Here is a 16,715-nt window from a genome sequence, read left to right on the forward strand (position 1 = left end):
GGCCCACTCCAGCCCGTCCGGCGTTTGAGGACGGAACCGGTGATCACGAGGGCCCGCACACCCTGGCAAGCCCGCCCCCGCGCACACCCAGCCCGTCCGGCGCTTGAGGACGGAACCGGCGACCACAGGCCCCCGCACCAGCGGCGAGCGGCGGGCAACGGGCAACGGGCCAAGGCGCCCCGGAAACCGCCTACCGCCCAGCCCGCGCGGCCCGCGCAACAACGACGACGGCCTTCTCCAAGGCGTACTCAGGATCGTCCCCCCCGCCCTTCACCCCCGCATCCGCCGCAGCCACGGCCCGCAGGGCCACCGCGACCCCGTCCGGCGTCCACCCCCGCATCTGCTGCCGCACCCGGTCGATCTTCCACGGCGGCATCCCCAGCTCCCGCGCCAGATCGGCCGGCCGCCCGCCCCGCGCGGAGGACAGCTTCCCGATCGCCCGCACGCCCTGCGCCAGCGCACTGGTGATCAGGACGGGCGCGACCCCGGTCGACAACGACCACCGCAGCGCCTCCAGCGCCTCCGCCGCACGCCCCTCGACCGCCCGGTCGGCGACGGTGAACGACGAGGCTTCGGCCCGCCCGGTGTAATAGCGCCCGACGACCGCCTCGTCGATCGTGCCCTCGACGTCCGCGATCAGCTGGGACACCGCACTGGCCAGCTCCCGCAGATCGCTGCCGATGGAGTCGACCAGCGCCTGGCAGGCCTCCGGCGTCGCGGACCGCCCGTGGGTCCGGAACTCCGACCGTACGAAGGAGAGCCGCTCGGCCGGCTTGGTGGTCTTCGGGCAGGCGACCTCCCGCGCCCCGGCCTTGCGCGCCGCGTCCAGCAGCCCCTTGCCCTTGGCCCCGCCCGCGTGCAGCAGGACGAGTGTGATCTCCTCGACCGGCGCGCCGAGATACGCCTTGACGTCCTTGACCGTGTCGGCCGAGAGATCCTGCGCGTTGCGCACGATCACGACCTTGCGCTCGGCGAAGAGCGAGGGGCTGGTGAGCTCGGCGAGCGTGCCGGGCTGCAACTGGTCGGACGCCAGATCACGTACGTCCGTGTCGGCGTCGGCAGCACGAGCGGCCGCCACCACCTGCTGCACCGCACGGTCCAGGAGGAGGTCCTCCTGGCCCACGGCGAGGGTGAGGGGGGCGAGCGGATCGTCGGTGGAATTCTTCCTGGTGGCCATCGCGATCCAGCATCCCACGCCCCACTGACAGCCCGCACGGCCCAGGGCGCGGGCCACGGACCCCCGTACCGGAGAATGTCCGGGTGAGCGATGTGAGACATGTACTGGTGCTGCCCGACCGCGACTCCGCGGAGGAGGTGGCCGAGGAGCTGGCGGACCGCTTCGGGGTCGCCGAGGAGCCCCAGCTCGTACGGGACGCGCTGGCCGGCGAGGACGACGCCGAGGACGCCCAGTGGCTGGTGGTCGTGGAGGACGGGACCGGACGCCTGGACCCGGTCGCGCTCGACGCGTTCGCGGCCGAGTACGAAGGCTGGCTGGAGAAACCGTAGCGCCCGGCCGACCTGGCGCCAAGGGAACGATCCGGCGGCCCGGCTCCCGGCGACGACCGGGTCTGCTCAGCCCTTGGGAACGATCTGGATGTCCAGGTCGATGACGATGCTGGGCCCCACCACCGCGATCCCGCGCGCCAGCATCGTCTGCCAGGTGAGGGTGAAGTCCTCGCGGTGCAGTTCGGTGGTGGCCCGGCAGGCGGCGCGCGTCTCGCCCTCCAGGCCGCTGCCGATCCCGAGGTACTGGGTGTCCAGCGTCACGGTACGGCTGACGCCGTGCAGGGTCAGCGCTCCGGTGACGCCCCAGCGGCTGCCGCCCCGGTGGACGAAGCGCTCGCTGTAGAACTCCATCGTCGGGTAGCGGCCGACGTCGAGGAAGTCGCCGGAGCGCAGATGGTCGTCGCGCATCTGCACATTGGTGTCGATCGACGCCGCGTCGATGACCACGTGCATGGCGGAGTCCTCCATGCGGTCGGCGATCCGGACCGCCCCGGCGAAGGTGTTGAACCTGCCGTGGATCCGGGCCAGCCCGATGTGCCGGGCGGTGAAGCCGATCTGCGAGTGGTTCGGTTCGATGTCCCAGTCGCCGGGGTCGGGCAGCTGCGGGGGCTGCGCCACCTGGAGTGTCACGTCGCCCAGGGTGGCGTGCGCCCCCTCGGCCACCGTCGCCGCCCCGTGGAACGGGGTGAAGCCCTCGGCCGTGATCGCCAGCCGGTAGTCACCGGCCGGGACCGTGGCGAGAACGCCGCCGAAGGGGTCCGTCTCGCCGCCCGTCACCCTGCGGCCCGCGCTGTCGGTCACGACGAACTCGGCCTGCTGGACCGGTTCGTTGACCGGGTCCAGCACCCGGCAGCTGAGCACGCCCGCGGTACGGGGTACCTGGAATCCGGCGAGGGCCCCACCGCGCCCACCCGCCTGGCCTCTGCTTCCCAGCCAACGGCCGAACATCTCTTACGTACCCCCAGGGGCGCTTCGCACTTCGGGGCCCTGACAGATGGACGTCTTCGTCGGATCAGCGGCCCGCCGACGAGCATGCATTCGATCACTGTTGCGGCGTTCGAGGCAAACGGAGGGCCTGGGAGGGTCTTGTACGGAGGTGTGACGAGCTGTGCACAGGTGTTACCGAAGGTCCGAATTACCTGTTCCGGTGGTACGGATCACTCGTCCGGGACGTTCGCGTCGGCACCGGCGGGTGCGGCGCTCCCCGGCACGCCGACCGCCTTCCGGACCTCGGGAACCCGCGAGAGCCGTATCCCGAAGTGGTCCCGGTAGGCGGCGAGCACCTCCTCGTCCGTGGCCAGTTCCGTACGGTGGTGCTCTCCGCCGACCGTGGTGACCAGGGCCCGTCCGCTCAGCGTCACCCGCCCGGTCTCGGTGTACCGGGAGCACACCAGGGACCGGGTGAACGACGAGTCCGGCGACGTGCGGTGGTACCAGGCCCCGCCCCGGAACTCCGGCAGCGTCCGCGCCCTCAGGTCGAGCCGGAACTGCCGCGAGCCCCCGCGCAGCAGATCCAGGTCCCCCTGCGGCGCCTCGCGGAGCCGGAACACACCCCGGGGATCCTCCTGCTCCGTCCGGACGTCGAGTGCCAGCGGCCGCAGCGCGTTGTCGCCGAATCCGACATCCGCCAGCCACGGACCCGTGCTGTCCTCGGTCTCCACCCGCAGCGCCATGTGGTCGAACGGAATGCCCAGCCGGCCGCCGTCGCCGAAGACCCGGGCCTGGAGCAGGTCCACCCGGAAGCCGAGCGCGCGCAGCAACGCCCCGAACGCGCCGTTCAGTTCGTAGCAGAAGCCGCCGCGCCCGCCGGTCACCTTGTCCATGAGCGCCCGTTCCTCCAGGACGACGTCCTCGCCCCGATGGACCGAGAGGTTCTCGAAGGGAACGGCGAGCAGATGCCGGTGCTGGAGTTCGCGCAGCGCTTCGCCGTCGGCGCGCACCGGCCGGTGCGCGCCGATCCGGGTGAGATAGGCGTCGACGGCGGCGGTGATGCCGCCGTCGCCCCTGCCGGGTTCCGGGACGGAGGCACCGGGCGTCGTGGGTGTCTGCGAGGTCATGGCCCAAGTCTGCGCCCGCTCCGGGCGCGAGGACCGCAGGTCCTAGGACTCCTGCCCGAGGCCCCTTGCCCGAGGCACTGTGCGGTGATCGCCCTCTAGCGTGTCGGGCATGACCGACTACGATCCCCCGCGCAGCCGCGAACAGCGCAAGCAGGACGCCATGGACCACCTGCGACAGGACGAGGACGCATGGGTGGCCACGGCGTCCCGGGACGGCCTGCCCACCCTGGTGCCGCTGTCGTTCCTCTGGGAGGACGACATCGGCACTCTGCTGATGTGCACCCGGCGGACCAATCCGACGGCCGTCAACGTGACTCCCTCCGGACCGATCCGGATCACCCTCGGCCCCACCCGCGATGTGGTGCTGATCGAGGGCGACGCGAGGATCCTGGAGGAAACGGACCTGCCCACCGCGACGAGAGACGCCTTCGTCGCGAAGTTCGGATGGAACCCGCCCGCCCCCACCTGGGTGTTCATGCGCATCACCCCCCACACCGTGCGCGCCTGGCGCGAGTCGAACGAGATCGCCGGCCGCGACCTGATGCTCGCCGGGGAGTGGCTGGCCTGACCCGCGCGATCCGGCCGCCGCCGGGCAAGGCGGCCGGCAGGGCGCGGACGGGGTGGCGGGCAGGGCGGCGAGCGGGGCGGATTTCGGCGGTGTCATGACCGACCCACCGCCCGCAGCTCCTTCCCGGTGCCCGTCACCGCGATCGGGCCGTCGGTGTCGGTGCGCAGGACCCGGGCCCCGGCCGCCCTGAGGGCGCCCACCGTGCGGGCCGAGGGGTGGCCGTACGGGTTGTCCGCGCCGCAGGAGATGAGCGCCAGCCTCGGCCGTACGCTGTGGAGCAACGCGGCGTCCTGGAAGGCCGAGCCGTGGTGGGCCACCTTGAGGACGTCCACCGGACCCAACCCCTCCCGACCGCGCAGCAACTCCCGCTGGGCCGGGGGTTCGAGGTCCCCGAGGAGCAGCAGCGTCAGCCCTCCGGCCGCCCGTACGCGCAGGGTGACGCTGGAGTCGTTCGGCTCGCGCACCGCCGCCGCCCCCGCTCCCCCGGGCCCGTCGCGCGGCCAGAGGACCTGCCAGTCGACCGGGCCCGCCCGGCGGTGTTCACCGGCCACGGCCCGCACGGTCGGAACCCGCGCCGCGGCCGCCGTCCGCCGCACGAACGCGGCCTGCTCCGGGGGCTCTTGAAGGCTCGTCGTCTGGATCGCCCCCACCGCCCTGCCCCGGAGCACGCCCGGCAGCCCGCGCACATGGTCGGCGTGGAAGTGGCTGAGGACGACGAGCGGGACCCGGGTCACCGCGAGATCGCGCAGGCACCGGTCGACGGCGCGAGGGTCGGGCCCGGCATCGACGACCACGCCCGTGCCCTCCCCCGCCGCGAGCACCATCGCATCGCCCTGCCCCACATCGCAGAGCGCGAACGCCCAGTCCGGCGGCGGCCATCCGGTCATGATCCGGGTCAGCGGAACCGGCCGCAGCACCGCCAGCACGAGGAGCAGCCCGGTGGCCGCGCAGATCCAGGGGCGTCGGGCCAGCCTCGGGGCGAGAAGCACGCACGCCACCGTGAGACAGGCCAGCAGCGCCGCACCGGTCCACCCTCCGGGCCACTGCGCCTCCGCCCCGGGAAGGCCCGCCCCCGTGCGGGCGACCGCGGCGATCCACCGGACCGGCCAGCTCGCGATCCAGGCCAGCAGGCCGGCCACCGGCGGGGCGATCGGGGCGACGGCGAGGGCCGCGAACCCGAGCACCGTCGCCGGCGCCACCGCGAACTCCGCCAGCAGATTGCACGGCACCGCCACCAGGCTGACCCGCGAGGCCAGGACCACCACCACGGGTGCGCACACGGCCTGCGCGGCCGCCGCCGCGGCCAGCACCTCGGCGAGCCTGCCCGGCACCCGCCGCGCCCGCAGAGCGAGACTCCAGCGCGGCGCGAGCGTCAGCAGCGCACCGGTGGCCAGGACCGACAGCACGAAGCCGTAACTCCGGGCGAGCCAGGGGTCGTAGAGCACCAGGAGGACGACCGCCGCCGCCAGGGCGGGGATCAGGGATCTCCGGCGGCCCGTCCCGATGGCGAGGAGCGTGATGAGACCGCAGGCCGCCGCGCGGAGCACGCTCGGATCCGGACGGCACACGACGACGAAGGCGAGCGTCAGCGCACCGCCGATCACCGCGGTCCCCCGCAGGGAAAGCCCCAACATGGGTGCCAGGCCGCGTCGTTCGGCGCTCAGCGCCGCCCCCGGAGGCCCGACGAGCAGGAAGAGAATCACCGACAGATTGGCACCGGAAACGCTCAACAAGTGCGTCAGGTCAGTCGCCTTGAAAGCGTCGTGGAGCTCGGACGGGACCCTGGAGGTGTCACCGACCACCAGCCCCGGCAACAGCGCCCGAGCATCCGCGTGCAGACCGCCCGTCGCCTCCCGCAACCCGGCGCGCAGCTCCCCTGCCGTGCGCTGGATCCACGTCGGGGGCCCTGTGATCCGGGGCGCCCCCTTGTCGTCCACCCGCAGGACCGCCGCGATGCGCTCGCCCTCGTGCGCCGGAGGTGAGAGCCTGCCACTGAGCCGGAGCCGGGTGGACGGCAGCAACTTCTGCCACTCCGCCCGGTGATCGCCCGCCGCGACCATGAGCAGCACCGGCGTACGGACCCGGGTGCCCGGGCCGTCCGACGTCCGCACTCCCCTGACTTCCATGACTTCGGCGTCGATCAGGAGCAGAGCCGGAGTGCTGTGGTTGCCGCGTACCGCCGGGCGGGTCGTCCGGGGATCCGAGGTCACCCGTACATCGGCGTCGATCCGCGCGTACTCCCGAGCCAGCCCGGGAACGGGACCGCGCCGCACATCGGCCCCATGAAGCCCGGCCACCGCCGCGCCCGCAGCCGCGCACAGCAGCACGGCTCCCACGGCGGCGACAACCCGGGCCCGTCCGGCAGCGGCAACGCCCTGGGGCCGCCCAGCAGCGGCGACACTCCCGGCCCGCCCGGCGGCGGCAACACCCCGGGGTCGTCCGGCGGCCCTCGCCTCCCGGGAGGTGCGCGCGGCCGCCACCAGCAGGACGAGCGCCGGAACCGCACAGGCGACGGTCACGGCGGCCGCCCACCGCCCCGGCAGCCCCAAGGTCACCGCGGCCGCAGCCCAGACCGCCAGGGCGGGCGGGACGAGCCGCAGATCCGTGGGCCCCTCCCGACGCGAGCCGACATCGCCTCCGGCGACGCCCATGTCCACCGCCCCCGCGCCCCGGGTGGCGAGCCGGGCCTCGGGGCCGCTCATGGCCGTACGAGTGGCTGAAGGTCGGCGAAGCGGCGGTCGCCGATCCCGTTGACCTGCCGGAGTTCGTCGACGGACCGGAAGCCGCCGTTCTCCGTGCGGTAGTCGATCATGTGCTGGGCCAGCACCGGCCCGACCCCCGGCAGGGTTTCGAGCTGCTCCGCGGTCGCCGTGTTCAGGCTCAGCGGCGCCGAGGGCCCGGGCCCGCCCGGCGCACCGGCCGGCCCATCGGCCCCGGCTCCTCCGGTGCCTCCACCACCGGCCGCCCCGAAGGCCGACGGGCCGGGTGGCAGCCCCACGACGACCTGCTCACCGTCCATCAGGACCCGCGCCCGATTGAGTCCGGTCATATCCGTGCCGGCCCGCACACCGCCCGCCGCCTCGAGCGCGTCCGCCACCCGCGAGCCCGCCGGAAGCCGACGGACGCCCGGCCGGCGCACCTTGCCGCTCACATCGACGACGATCTGCGCACCCTCGCCCGCGACGGGCGACGCCCCGGCGGCCGGACGTGGGACCGGATCGGGGACGCCGGACCGTAACGGATCCGGTGGCGACGCGGGGGCCGCCGCCTCGTCCGCGACCGGTTCCGGCGCACGCACGGCCTGAGGGCGCGCGGACCAGAAGTGGAACGCGGCGAGGGTCACGGCGGCGAGCAGCACCAGGCCGAGCACCACCGGCGTACGCGGTGCCATCCCGCACCGGAGCCGCACCCACAGCGGCAACCGCTCCCGGACACCCGAGACGGCACGGCGCACCCTCGACGCACCACCGGACACCTCCCCCACGATCTCGGGTGCGGGCGTGGGCACGGATACGGGTGCGGGCTCACGTACCGGTGGCGCGGATGCGGCATCGCTCCCCAGCGCGGAGGCGCCCGCCATCAGCGCATCCGCCCGACGACGCGCGGCCGCCGCGGCAAGCGCGGAACGCCCCCGCGCGGACGGCCGCCCACCGTGGCGTGGCGCACCGGAACGAGCACCAGGACCGGCACCCGCCCGTCCGCTCGGGCGCGTACCGGCACCGCGCCGCACCCGCAGGGGCCTCCGCCCCGACAACGGGTCAGGCGGAGACGGGACCGTAGGCGCAGACGTGGGCGTGGATGTAGGCGTGGACGAAGTCGATGAGTCGGACGACAGGACAGTGGCGGAGAGGACATCGGGAGCCGATGCCCGAGGAGATCGGAGGGCCATGCCTCACGACGTTAGGCACATCCGCCCGAACCCGCTGAGCAGCACCGATTCCTGTGGACAGCCCGGCAGTTGTGGACAACTCGGCCACTCCACGGAGTGAAGATCGGCAGCACAGGAGCTCAGCGCGCGAGCTCACCGCAGCGAGATCACCGCGCCGAGCAGCCCCGGCCCCGTGTGCGCCCCGATCACCGCGCCGACCTCGCTGACATGGAGGTCGACCAGACCGGGCACGCGTTCGCGCAGCCGCTCGGCCAGGCGCTCCGCGCGCTCCGGGGCGGCGAGGTGGTGGACGGCGATGTCCACCGCGGCCGTGCCCGCCCGATCGGCGACGATCTCCTCCAGCCGGGCGATGGCCTTGGAGGCCGTCCGTACCTTCTCCAGCATCTCGATCCGCCCTCCGTCGAGCTCCAGGATCGGCTTCACCGCCAGCGCGGACCCCAGGAGGGCCTGTGCCGTGCCGATGCGACCGCCCCGGCGGAGATAGTCGAGCGTGTCGACATAGAAATACGCCGAGGTACCCGCGGCCCGCTTCTCCGCGGCCGTCACCGCTTCGTCCAGGCCGCCGCCCGCCTCGGCGGTCTCCGCCGCGGCGAGAGCACAGAATCCCAGGGCCATGGCGACCATGCCGGTGTCCACCACGCGCACCGGGACGGGGGCGTCCTTCGCCGCGAGCAGCGCGGCGTCGTACGTGCCGGAGAACTCCGACGACAGGTGCAGCGAAACCACCGCGTCGGCCCCGCCCGCGGCAGCCGCCCGGTAGGCCTCGGCGAAGACCTCGGGGCTGGGGCGGGACGTGGTCACGGAGTGGCGTTTCTGCAGAGCCAGGGCGAGCGAGCGGGCCGAGATCTCCGTGCCCTCCTCCAGCGCCTGATCGCCCAGGACGACGGTCAGCGGCACTGCGGTGATGCCGTGCCGTTCCATCGTCGGGCGCGGCAGGTAGGCCGTTGAATCGGTGACGATAGCGACATGGCGGGACATGAGCCGGAGGTTACCTGGCGTGGTGGGAGTGCGGCAGCCCGGCCCCGGTCCTCTGATCGTTCATGGCCGCTTCGGAACGTATCCGGCCGGTTCGTACGGTCGTACGTGTGCCGGGAGTCGGCGAAGGTGCTCAGTTCGTCGTTTCGGGCCGGGTCGACTTCTGCCAGGGGTAGGTCGTGCGCGACCGGGGGTCCGGTGCGGTGATGGCCTGCGGGCTCTCCTCGCGGGCCGGTCCGGCCCAGGCCTCGTCCGCCGTGCTGCTGTTCCCGGCCGAGGGGCCCGCCGAGGCGGCCGGCTCGGGCCAGTCCGTCCCGCCGGGGCCATGGCCCGACGTCGTGCCGTCGGCCCCGGTGCGGGAGGCCCCGGCACCGGGCGTCCCCGTGCCGGACGCCTGCGACGGCTCGTCCACGGTCCAGTGCCGCAGCGCGCCGGCCTCGATGTCGATCTGCGCGTTCAGCGCGTCCAGGTCGTCGTCGGCGAACTGCCGCGCCCGGTCGCGGGCCGCCCAGCGCAGCGAGTCGGCCGAGTGCGTGATCCGCTGCGTGCGCTCCCTCAGCTTGGGCAGCAGGCCGGCGACCGTCGCCCGGTCCGGCTCGCGCTCCAGCCTCTTCAGCTCGTCGTCCAGCTCGAGGCCGTGCGCGCTGAGCCGCCGGAAGAGGCCCACCGACTCCGCCAGGGAAGCGTCCTCGGCGACACCGGCGTGCAGGGCGTCCTGGGTGGCCCGCATCGAGGTGCGCAGAGCGAGCCGGAGCTGTGCGAGCTCGCCCGCGACACCCGGCTGACCGAAGCTCTTCGCCCGCAGCGTGGTGTCCTCCACGGTGCGACGGGCCTGGGTGATCGTGCGGTCCACGCCTCGCTTGGCGGCGCCGACGGCCTTCACCGTCACGAAGACGCCCAACGCGACGAACGCGACGAAGAGCAGCGCCAGGATCGTGATCGCGGCTGTCATGAGTGCCCCTCGGTGTCTCGATGCGGCTGCCGGTACCGGTCGCCCCCTCCACCGTAAACGGAGCGGGCAGGCCGAGGGTTCCTTCGGAACCCCCAACCTGCCCGTAGGGGATGGCCCTAACCGCGTACGAGAGGGGTCACGCGGGGACGATGTTCACCAGCTTCGGCGCGCGCACGATCACCTTGCGGATCCCGGCCCCGCCCAGCGCCGCGACGACCGCCTCGTCGGCCAGGGCCAGCTTCTCCAGCTCCTCGTCCGTGATGGACGGCGAGATCTCCAGGCGGGCCCGGACCTTGCCCTTGATCTGGACGACGCAGGTGACGGTCTCGTCCACGACGTACGCCGGGTCCGCCACCGGGAAGTCCTGGTGGACGACCGACTCGGTGTGGCCCAGCCGCCGCCACAGCTCCTCCGCGATGTGCGGGGCCAGCGGGGCGATCAGCAGGACCAGCCGCTCCGCGACCGAGCGCGACAGCGGGCCGCCGGCCTTCGTCAGGTGGTTGTTCAGCTCGGTGATCTTGGCGATGGCGGTGTTGAACCGCATCCCCTCCAGGTCCCGGCCGACCCCGTCGATGGCCTTGTGCAGGGCGCGCAGCGTGTCCTCGCCGGGCTCCGTGTCGACGACCGTGACCTCGCCGGTCTCCTCGTCGACCACGTTGCGCCACAGGCGCTGCAGCAGCCGGTACTGGCCGACCACGGCCCGGGTGTCCCAGGGGCGCGACACGTCCAGAGGGCCCATCGCCATCTCGTACAGGCGCAGGGTGTCCGCGCCGTACTCCGCGCAGATCTTGTCCGGCGTGATCGCGTTCTTCAGGGACTTGCCCATCTTGCCCAGGACGCGGCTGACCTTTTCGCCCTCGTAGTAGAACGCGCCGTCGCGCTCCTCCACCTCGGCGGCGGGAACGGGGATGGCCCGGCTGTCGTAGTAGACGAAGGCCTGGATCATGCCCTGGTTGTACAGCTTGTGGAACGGCTCGGCGGAGGAGATGTGCCCCAGGTCGTGCAGCACCTTGGACCAGAAACGCGCGTACAGCAGGTGCAGAACGGCGTGCTCCGCGCCGCCGACGTACAGGTCGACACCGCCGGTGGGCTGGCCCTCGCGCGGGCCCATCCAGTACTGCTCGATCTCCGGGTCGACCAGCTGACGGTCGTTGGTCGGGTCCAGGTAGCGCAGCTCGTACCAGCAGGAACCGGCCCAGTTGGGCATGGTGTTGGTCTCGCGACGGTAATTCCGCGGACCAGCACCGTCGCCCAGGTCCAGCGTGACGTTGACCCAGTCGGCGTTGCGCGACAGCGGGGTCTCGGGCTGGGCGGTCGCGTCCTCCGGGTCGAAGGTGCGCGGGGAGTAGTCCTCGACCTCGGGCAGCTCCAGCGGCAGCATCGACTCGGGCAGCGGGTGGGCGATGCCCTCCTCGTCGTACACGATCGGGAAGGGCTCGCCCCAGTAGCGCTGCCGGCTGAACAGCCAGTCGCGCAGCCGGAAGTTGACGGTGCCCTCGCCGACGCCGTGCTCCTGCAGCCAGTCGGTGATCCTGGCCTTGGCCTCGACGACGCCCAGGCCGTCCAGCGAGATCTCCTCGTTCGCGGAGTTGACCAGCTTCGCGTCGTACGAGCCGAAGGCGTCGTCCCACGTGGCGGGGTCGGTGCCACGGTCGTCGGACGGCTGGACGACACAGCGCATCGGCAGCTCGAAGGCGCGCGCGAAGGCGAAGTCGCGTGCGTCGTGCGCCGGTACGGCCATGATCGCGCCGGTGCCGTAGCCCATCAGGACGTAGTCGGCGATGAAGACGGGGACCTTCTCGCCGCTGACCGGGTTGGTCGCGTACGCGCCGGTGAAGACACCGGTCTTGTCCTTGGCCTCGGCCTGCCGCTCGACATCGGACTTGGCGGCGGCCTGCTTGCGGTACGCGGTGACGGCCTCGGCCGGGCTCGCGTGGCCGCCGGTCCACACCGGGTGGGTGCCCTCGGGCCAGGCGGCCGGAATGATCCGCTCGACCATGTCGTGCTCGGGCGCCAGCACCATGTAGGTCGCGCCGAACAGGGTGTCCTGGCGGGTGGTGAAGACGGTGATGCCGCCCGCGGTGTCCACCGGGAACTCGACCCGGGCGCCCTCGGAGCGGCCGATCCAGTTGCGCTGCTGCAGCTTGATGGCCTCGGGCCAGTCCAGCGCGTCCAGGTCGTTCAGCAGCCGGTCGGCGTAGGCGGTGATGCGCATGTTCCACTGGCGCAGCTTGGCCTTGAAGACGGGGAAGTTGCCGCGCTCGGAACGGCCGTCGGCGGTGACCTCCTCGTTGGCCAGGACGGTGCCCAGACCCGGCGACCAGTTGACGGGTGCGTCGGAGGCGTACGCCAGGCGGTACTGGCTCAGCAGGTCGGCGCGCTCGGTGGCGCTCAGCGCGCTCCACTCACGGCCGTCGGGGGTCGCGCGCGTGCCGCTCTCGAACTGCTCGACCAGCTCGGCGATCGGGCGGGCCCGGTCGGCCTCGGTGTCGTACCAGGAGTTGAAGATCTGCAGGAAGATCCACTGCGTCCACTTGTAGTACTCGGCCTCGATCGTCGCGAAGGAGCGGCGGTTGTCGTGGCCCAGACCCAGCCGGCGCAGCTGGACCTTCATGTTCTCCATGTTGGCCTCGGTGGAGACCCGGGGGTGTGTGCCGGTCTGGACGGCGTACTGCTCGGCGGGCAGGCCGAACGCGTCGAAGCCCAGGGTGTGCAGCACGTTGTGGCCGGTCATCCGCTGGTGGCGGGCGTAGACATCGGTGGCGATGTAGCCCAGCGGGTGTCCGACGTGCAGGCCCGAACCCGAGGGGTACGGGAACATGTCCATGATGAACTTCTTCGGCTTGGCGGCCAGCTCCGGGTCGCCCGCCAGATCACCGGTGGGGTTCGGCGCCTCGTACGTCCCCTCCGCGTCCCAGAAGTCCTGCCAGCGTGCCTCGATGTCGGCGGCCATCGCCGCCGTGTAGCGGTGCGGCGCGGCCGTCTCGGCTGCGGAATTCGTCTCGCTCATGATCCTCAAAGCTCCATCGATCGTCATCTGCCGGGAAACGAAAAATCCCCTCGCACAGGAGGGGACGCCGCGCTGACTCCGACCAGGCGTTCTCACCGGTCGGTGTTGTTCAGCGCGGCTCGCTAAGCAGAAGGCGTACGGCACGCATGGCGTCAGGGTACCGCACGAGCCCGGAAGGCAGCGGGGAGTAACCGGAGTGCGGTCATCGCGCGCGCGGGCCGGAATCTCATCGCCTATTCGTCGCTCTCCGTAGCTGAAACATGATGTTTCTGTGGGTGAGCGATGTGCTTTCGGCGGACCTCCGATGAGGTTTCCGCGAAGCCCTGGGGCGACGGACGGGACGACGGGAACGCCCGGGAAGCGGGGTTACTCCGCGTACCGACCTCTATCGGGGCAACCGAGCAAAGCCCGTACTGGTTGGTATGGGGCGTCCTAGCATGCGGCAACGGGACCGCTTTGCCGAACTATTCGGAGTCGCCCCCATGAACCCTCATCGCAAGATCCGCGTATCCACCGGCATGAACCCCGCAATGAGTCGGCCGGTACAGGGCGGCCTGACCGTCACCGCCTTGGTTTTCGTCCCTCTTCTTGCCGTCGCAGGGAGCGACGAGCTGCGCGCCACCTTGGATTTCACCACCGGCGTCCTGTCGCTGGTGTCGCTCAGCGCGGCCGTCGCCTGGGGCCTGTTGGCCACCGACCGGCTGTTCCTCTCCACCCGCCAGCGGATCGTCTGCCAGGGCATCCACCGGGCCACCGCCGTGGCCTCGCTCGGCTTCCTGCTGCTGCACGGAACCGTGAAGGTGGCCCTCGGGCATGTGGCCCTGATCGGCGCCCTCATACCCTTCGGCCTCGGCGTCACCGGCACGGCGGGGCTGATCGGCTTCGGCTCGCTGGCCGGGCTGCTGATGGTCGTCACGGCCGCGACCGGCGCCCTGCGCAGCGCCTTCGCCCAACCCTCCCCCAAGGCCGCCCGGCTCGGGCAGTCGCTGGCCTCGCCCCGGGACACGGGCGGAATCGCGGGCCGGTGGCGCGCCCTGCACGCGCTGGCCTATCCGGCCTGGTGCGCCGCGCTGATCCACGGCCTGTACGCGGGCCGTGCGCCCGCCACCTGGGTCGTCGTGATGTACGGCCTCTGCCTCGCCGGAGTCGCCGGCGCACTGTGTCTGCGGCTGCTGCCACGCCCGACGAAGCGGCGGATCGCCGACCGGATCTCCGAACTGCTGGGCCAAGGCCCGCCGACCGCCCCGGATCCGGTCCTGCGGGAGTCCTCACCGGCCGGCGCGGAGCCCTGGTCCGACCCGGCCGCCTGGAGCGAACCGGACCGGGACGTACGGGGTACGCCGGTGCGCCCGCGCACCCTGTCGGCGCCGATACCCCCGGCCTCGCCTCCTCCTACGGCGATCCCCGGCGGGCTGCACGAGGCGCCGACGGAGACGCTGTACGGGTCGCGGTCGCCGCTGTACGAGCCTCCGCCCCGCAGCGCCGACCGCATCGCCTTCGGTCCTCCGGACGACCCCGAAGACCTGCCGACCCTGTCGGACCTGTCGGACCTGCCGGGCCCGGCAGCCCCGTCGGGCCGAGGGCGGAGGAAGACGCCGGGGCAAGGACGGGGGCCGGGCCCGGGTCCGGGCATAGCGGCCGGATACCGCGCCGTCTCGCTCGGCGGCGGCCCCTCGCTCCCCCCGGAGAGCCGCTGGCCCTCACCGTCCCCCGCGCCCCCCGCGCAGGCGCACCACGGCCCGCCCCCGCAGGAGCCACCCACGTACACCCCGCAGGAACACACGTACGCGACGCCTTCTTACGGCACACCGGAATACGGCACGCCCGAATACGGCACTCCGGAGCACGGGACACCGAAGTACGAGGCTTCGGAGTACGGAACACCGACGTACGGGGCTCCGGAGCGCGGCAGCACGTCGGAGTACGGCAGCGCCCCGGCCGCGTACACCCAGCCCGCCCCGCCACCGCCCTCCTCCGGGGCCTCCCACGAAACGGCGTCCGCCGCCGGGCCGGACAGCACCACCACCGCTCCCTTCACCTCCCCCGCTCCCACACCCTCCCCGTCCCCCTTCGCCGCGCCCCGCGCCGAGCCGGAGGCCGGGCCGTTCACCGCGCCCCCGGCCGGCGAACCCTGGCACGCACCCGCAGGAGACCGACCGTGAACGTCCCCCTCCCCGATGTGCCCGAGGTCCGCGTCGTCGGACTGCCGCAACTGACCACCGGGTTCGACCTGGTGGAGCGGCTCGACCTCGCCATGCACCTCAAGGTGCACGGGCCGCTGGAGCCGATGACCGGCGAGCGGCTGGCCGAACTGGCCGAAGCGATCTCCCTGCGCGGAAGGGGCGGCGCCGGTTTCCCGTTCGGCAAGAAGCTGCGGGCGGTGGCGAAAGCGTCCATCCGGCGCGGGGTGCGGCCGGTCGTGGTGATCAACGGCAGCGAGGGCGAACCCGCCTGCCGCAAGGACACCGTCCTGCTCAACCGCGCCCCGCACCTGATCCTGGACGGTGCACTGCTGGCCGCCGAGGCCCTGGGCGCGCGCACCTTGGTCGTCGCCGTCACCCGAAACTCCACGGAGATCTCCGTACGGGCCGCCCTCGCCGAACGCGGCCTCTCCGACCGGCGCGGCCAGCAGTTGCGCGCCCGTGTGGTCCGCACCCCGGAGCGCATGGTCTCGGGCGAGGCGTCCTCGGTGATCCGGGCGGCGAACGGCGGACCGGCCCTGCCACCGGGCCGGCGCGAGCGGGCGGCGGAGACCGGGGTCGGCGGCGCCCCGACTCTGCTGTCGAACGCGGAGACGTACGCCCAGCTCGCCGTCGCCGCCCGGATAGGACCCCGCCGCTACGGGCACACCGGCCTGCCGGGCGAACCGGGCACCGTCCTGCTCACCGTCTCCGGCGCCGTGGCCCGGCCGATGGTCATCGAGGTGCCGACCGGGGTGCCGCTGCGGTACGTCCTGCAACTGGCCGGGGCCCCGCCGCTCCCCCAGGGAGTGCTGACCGGCGGCTACCACGGCAACTGGATCGACGCGGTCTCCTCGCACAACGCCGTCGTCTCCCGCGAGTCCCTGGCCACCGTGGGAGGAGCGCTCGGCGCGGGGGCCATCCTGCCGATCGGGCCGGACACCTGCCCGCTCGGCGAGTCCCTCCGGATAGCCAACTGGCTGGCCGCCGAGACCGCCGGGCAGTGCGGTCCGTGCAAGCTGGGACTCCCCGCCGCGGCGGGCGGGCTCTCCGACGTACTGAACGGCGGCGGGCCCGCCGCCCTGGAGGCCCTGCGCGAGGTCACCCAGGCCGTGAAGGGCCGCGGGGCGTGCAAACACCCGGACGGTTCCGCGCGGTTCCTGCTCTCGACCCTGTCGGCGTTCACGGACGACCTCGCCGCACACGTCCTGGACGGCGGCTGCGGCCGGGAGACGGTCGGGGTGCTGCCGCTGCCCGCACCCGGCTACCAGGACCTGGAGGAGTCGATTCCGAGCGGCGAGAAGCTCGCGGTCGACTGGACGCTCTGCCAGGGCCACGGCCTGTGCGCGGACATCGTCCCCGAGCTCATCCGGCTGGGCCCGGACGGCTATCCGACGCTGGCGGACGCCGCCGTTCCGATGCATCTGCGCGGGCGCGCCCAGCGGGCCGTACGGCGCTGCCCCGCCCTGGCGCTCCGTATCGAGCAACCGCCGGCCGAACAGCGACCCGCCCTGCCGCCCACGGGCCGGCGCGCACTGGGCAGCGGCCGCGCCTGACCTTCGACCGGCTCCGACCGAT

Annotated in this window: 12 protein-coding genes; 4 read left to right on the forward strand and 8 right to left on the reverse strand. The window is 73.0% G+C overall.

Translation table 11 applies throughout. The annotated features are described in order from the left end of the window. Positions 1 to 190 precede the first annotated feature (190 nt). On the reverse strand, positions 191 to 1,177 hold the full coding sequence (holA, locus tag G3I54_RS06560; protein WP_164612057.1) for a DNA polymerase III subunit delta: 987 nt from the start codon (positions 1,175 to 1,177) through the stop codon (positions 191 to 193). An 83-nt stretch (positions 1,178 to 1,260) separates the two neighbouring features. Between holA and G3I54_RS06565 the strand changes: the two genes are divergently transcribed. Beyond that, entirely contained in the window at positions 1,261 to 1,506 is a 246-nt protein-coding gene (locus G3I54_RS06565; protein ID WP_164612059.1) for a hypothetical protein, read from the forward strand. Positions 1,507 to 1,572: 66 nt separating this feature from the next. On the opposite strand, the gene G3I54_RS06570 is transcribed toward G3I54_RS06565, so the two are convergent. Both G3I54_RS06570 and G3I54_RS06575 read right to left on the reverse strand, forming a co-directional pair. After that, complete coding sequence (locus G3I54_RS06570) at positions 1,573 to 2,454, reverse strand: YceI family protein (RefSeq protein WP_164612061.1); 882 nt, start codon at positions 2,452 to 2,454, stop codon at positions 1,573 to 1,575. 209 nt (positions 2,455 to 2,663) lie between these two features. Beyond that, the gene (locus G3I54_RS06575) at positions 2,664 to 3,563 is read right to left on the reverse strand and encodes an arylamine N-acetyltransferase (RefSeq protein WP_164612063.1); all 900 of its coding nucleotides are present in this window, start codon (positions 3,561 to 3,563) and stop codon (positions 2,664 to 2,666) included. 109 nt (positions 3,564 to 3,672) lie between these two features. Between G3I54_RS06575 and G3I54_RS06580 the strand changes: the two genes are divergently transcribed. Further along, positions 3,673 to 4,131: a pyridoxamine 5'-phosphate oxidase family protein gene (locus G3I54_RS06580; protein WP_164612065.1), complete on the forward strand. Its 459-nt coding sequence runs from the start codon at positions 3,673 to 3,675 to the stop codon at positions 4,129 to 4,131. A 92-nt stretch (positions 4,132 to 4,223) separates the two neighbouring features. On the opposite strand, the gene G3I54_RS06585 is transcribed toward G3I54_RS06580, so the two are convergent. From G3I54_RS06585 to leuS, 5 genes are all read right to left on the reverse strand, one after another. Continuing rightward, a complete protein-coding gene (locus G3I54_RS06585) occupies positions 4,224 to 6,782 on the reverse strand; it encodes a ComEC/Rec2 family competence protein (protein ID WP_164612124.1) in 2,559 nt (852 codons plus the stop codon). A 47-nt stretch (positions 6,783 to 6,829) separates the two neighbouring features. After that, positions 6,830 to 8,020, reverse strand: a complete 1,191-nt coding sequence (locus G3I54_RS39320; protein WP_239144259.1) for a ComEA family DNA-binding protein — start codon at positions 8,018 to 8,020, stop codon at positions 6,830 to 6,832. A gap of 132 nt (positions 8,021 to 8,152) precedes the next feature. Further along, a complete protein-coding gene (locus tag G3I54_RS06595; RefSeq protein ID WP_164612067.1) occupies positions 8,153 to 8,998 on the reverse strand; it encodes a DegV family protein in 846 nt (281 codons plus the stop codon). 130 nt (positions 8,999 to 9,128) lie between these two features. Further along, on the reverse strand, positions 9,129 to 9,947 hold the full coding sequence (locus tag G3I54_RS06600; RefSeq protein WP_164612068.1) for a hypothetical protein: 819 nt from the start codon (positions 9,945 to 9,947) through the stop codon (positions 9,129 to 9,131). 136 nt (positions 9,948 to 10,083) lie between these two features. Next, entirely contained in the window at positions 10,084 to 12,957 is a 2,874-nt protein-coding gene (gene leuS / locus G3I54_RS06605) for a leucine--tRNA ligase (protein WP_164612070.1), read from the reverse strand. Between the two features lie 530 nt (positions 12,958 to 13,487). Here leuS and G3I54_RS06610 point away from each other — a divergent pair. Together G3I54_RS06610 and G3I54_RS06615 are read left to right on the forward strand one after the other, a co-directional pair. Beyond that, complete coding sequence (locus G3I54_RS06610) at positions 13,488 to 15,119, forward strand: hypothetical protein (RefSeq protein ID WP_164612072.1); 1,632 nt, start codon at positions 13,488 to 13,490, stop codon at positions 15,117 to 15,119. Next, complete coding sequence (locus G3I54_RS06615; RefSeq protein WP_164612074.1) at positions 15,116 to 16,693, forward strand: NADH-quinone oxidoreductase subunit NuoF family protein; 1,578 nt, start codon at positions 15,116 to 15,118, stop codon at positions 16,691 to 16,693. The genes G3I54_RS06610 and G3I54_RS06615 overlap by 4 nt, the downstream gene beginning before the upstream one ends. Positions 16,694 to 16,715 lie beyond the last annotated feature (22 nt).

Origin of the sequence: Streptomyces sp. SID14515, from assembly GCF_010548505.1 — a bacterium.
GTDB classification, from domain to species: domain Bacteria; phylum Actinomycetota; class Actinomycetes; order Streptomycetales; family Streptomycetaceae; genus Streptomyces; species Streptomyces caviscabies.

Excerpts from the sequence above, each read along its gene's own strand:
- holA (WP_164612057.1), bottom strand. The coding sequence starts at position 1,177 with ATGGCCACCAGGAAGAATTCCACCGACGATCCGCTCGCCCCCCTCACC.
- G3I54_RS06570 (WP_164612061.1), bottom strand. The coding sequence starts at position 2,454 with ATGTTCGGCCGTTGGCTGGGAAGCAGAGGCCAGGCGGGTGGGCGCGGT.
- G3I54_RS06575 (WP_164612063.1), bottom strand. The coding sequence starts at position 3,563 with ATGACCTCGCAGACACCCACGACGCCCGGTGCCTCCGTCCCGGAACCC.
- G3I54_RS06580 (WP_164612065.1), top strand. The coding sequence starts at position 3,673 with ATGACCGACTACGATCCCCCGCGCAGCCGCGAACAGCGCAAGCAGGAC.
- G3I54_RS06585 (WP_164612124.1), bottom strand. The coding sequence starts at position 6,782 with ATGGGCGTCGCCGGAGGCGATGTCGGCTCGCGTCGGGAGGGGCCCACG.
- G3I54_RS39320 (WP_239144259.1), bottom strand. The coding sequence starts at position 8,020 with ATGGCCCTCCGATCTCCTCGGGCATCGGCTCCCGATGTCCTCTCCGCC.
- G3I54_RS06595 (WP_164612067.1), bottom strand. The coding sequence starts at position 8,998 with ATGTCCCGCCATGTCGCTATCGTCACCGATTCAACGGCCTACCTGCCG.
- G3I54_RS06600 (WP_164612068.1), bottom strand. The coding sequence starts at position 9,947 with ATGACAGCCGCGATCACGATCCTGGCGCTGCTCTTCGTCGCGTTCGTC.
- leuS (WP_164612070.1), bottom strand. The coding sequence starts at position 12,957 with ATGAGCGAGACGAATTCCGCAGCCGAGACGGCCGCGCCGCACCGCTAC.
- G3I54_RS06610 (WP_164612072.1), top strand. The coding sequence starts at position 13,488 with ATGAGTCGGCCGGTACAGGGCGGCCTGACCGTCACCGCCTTGGTTTTC.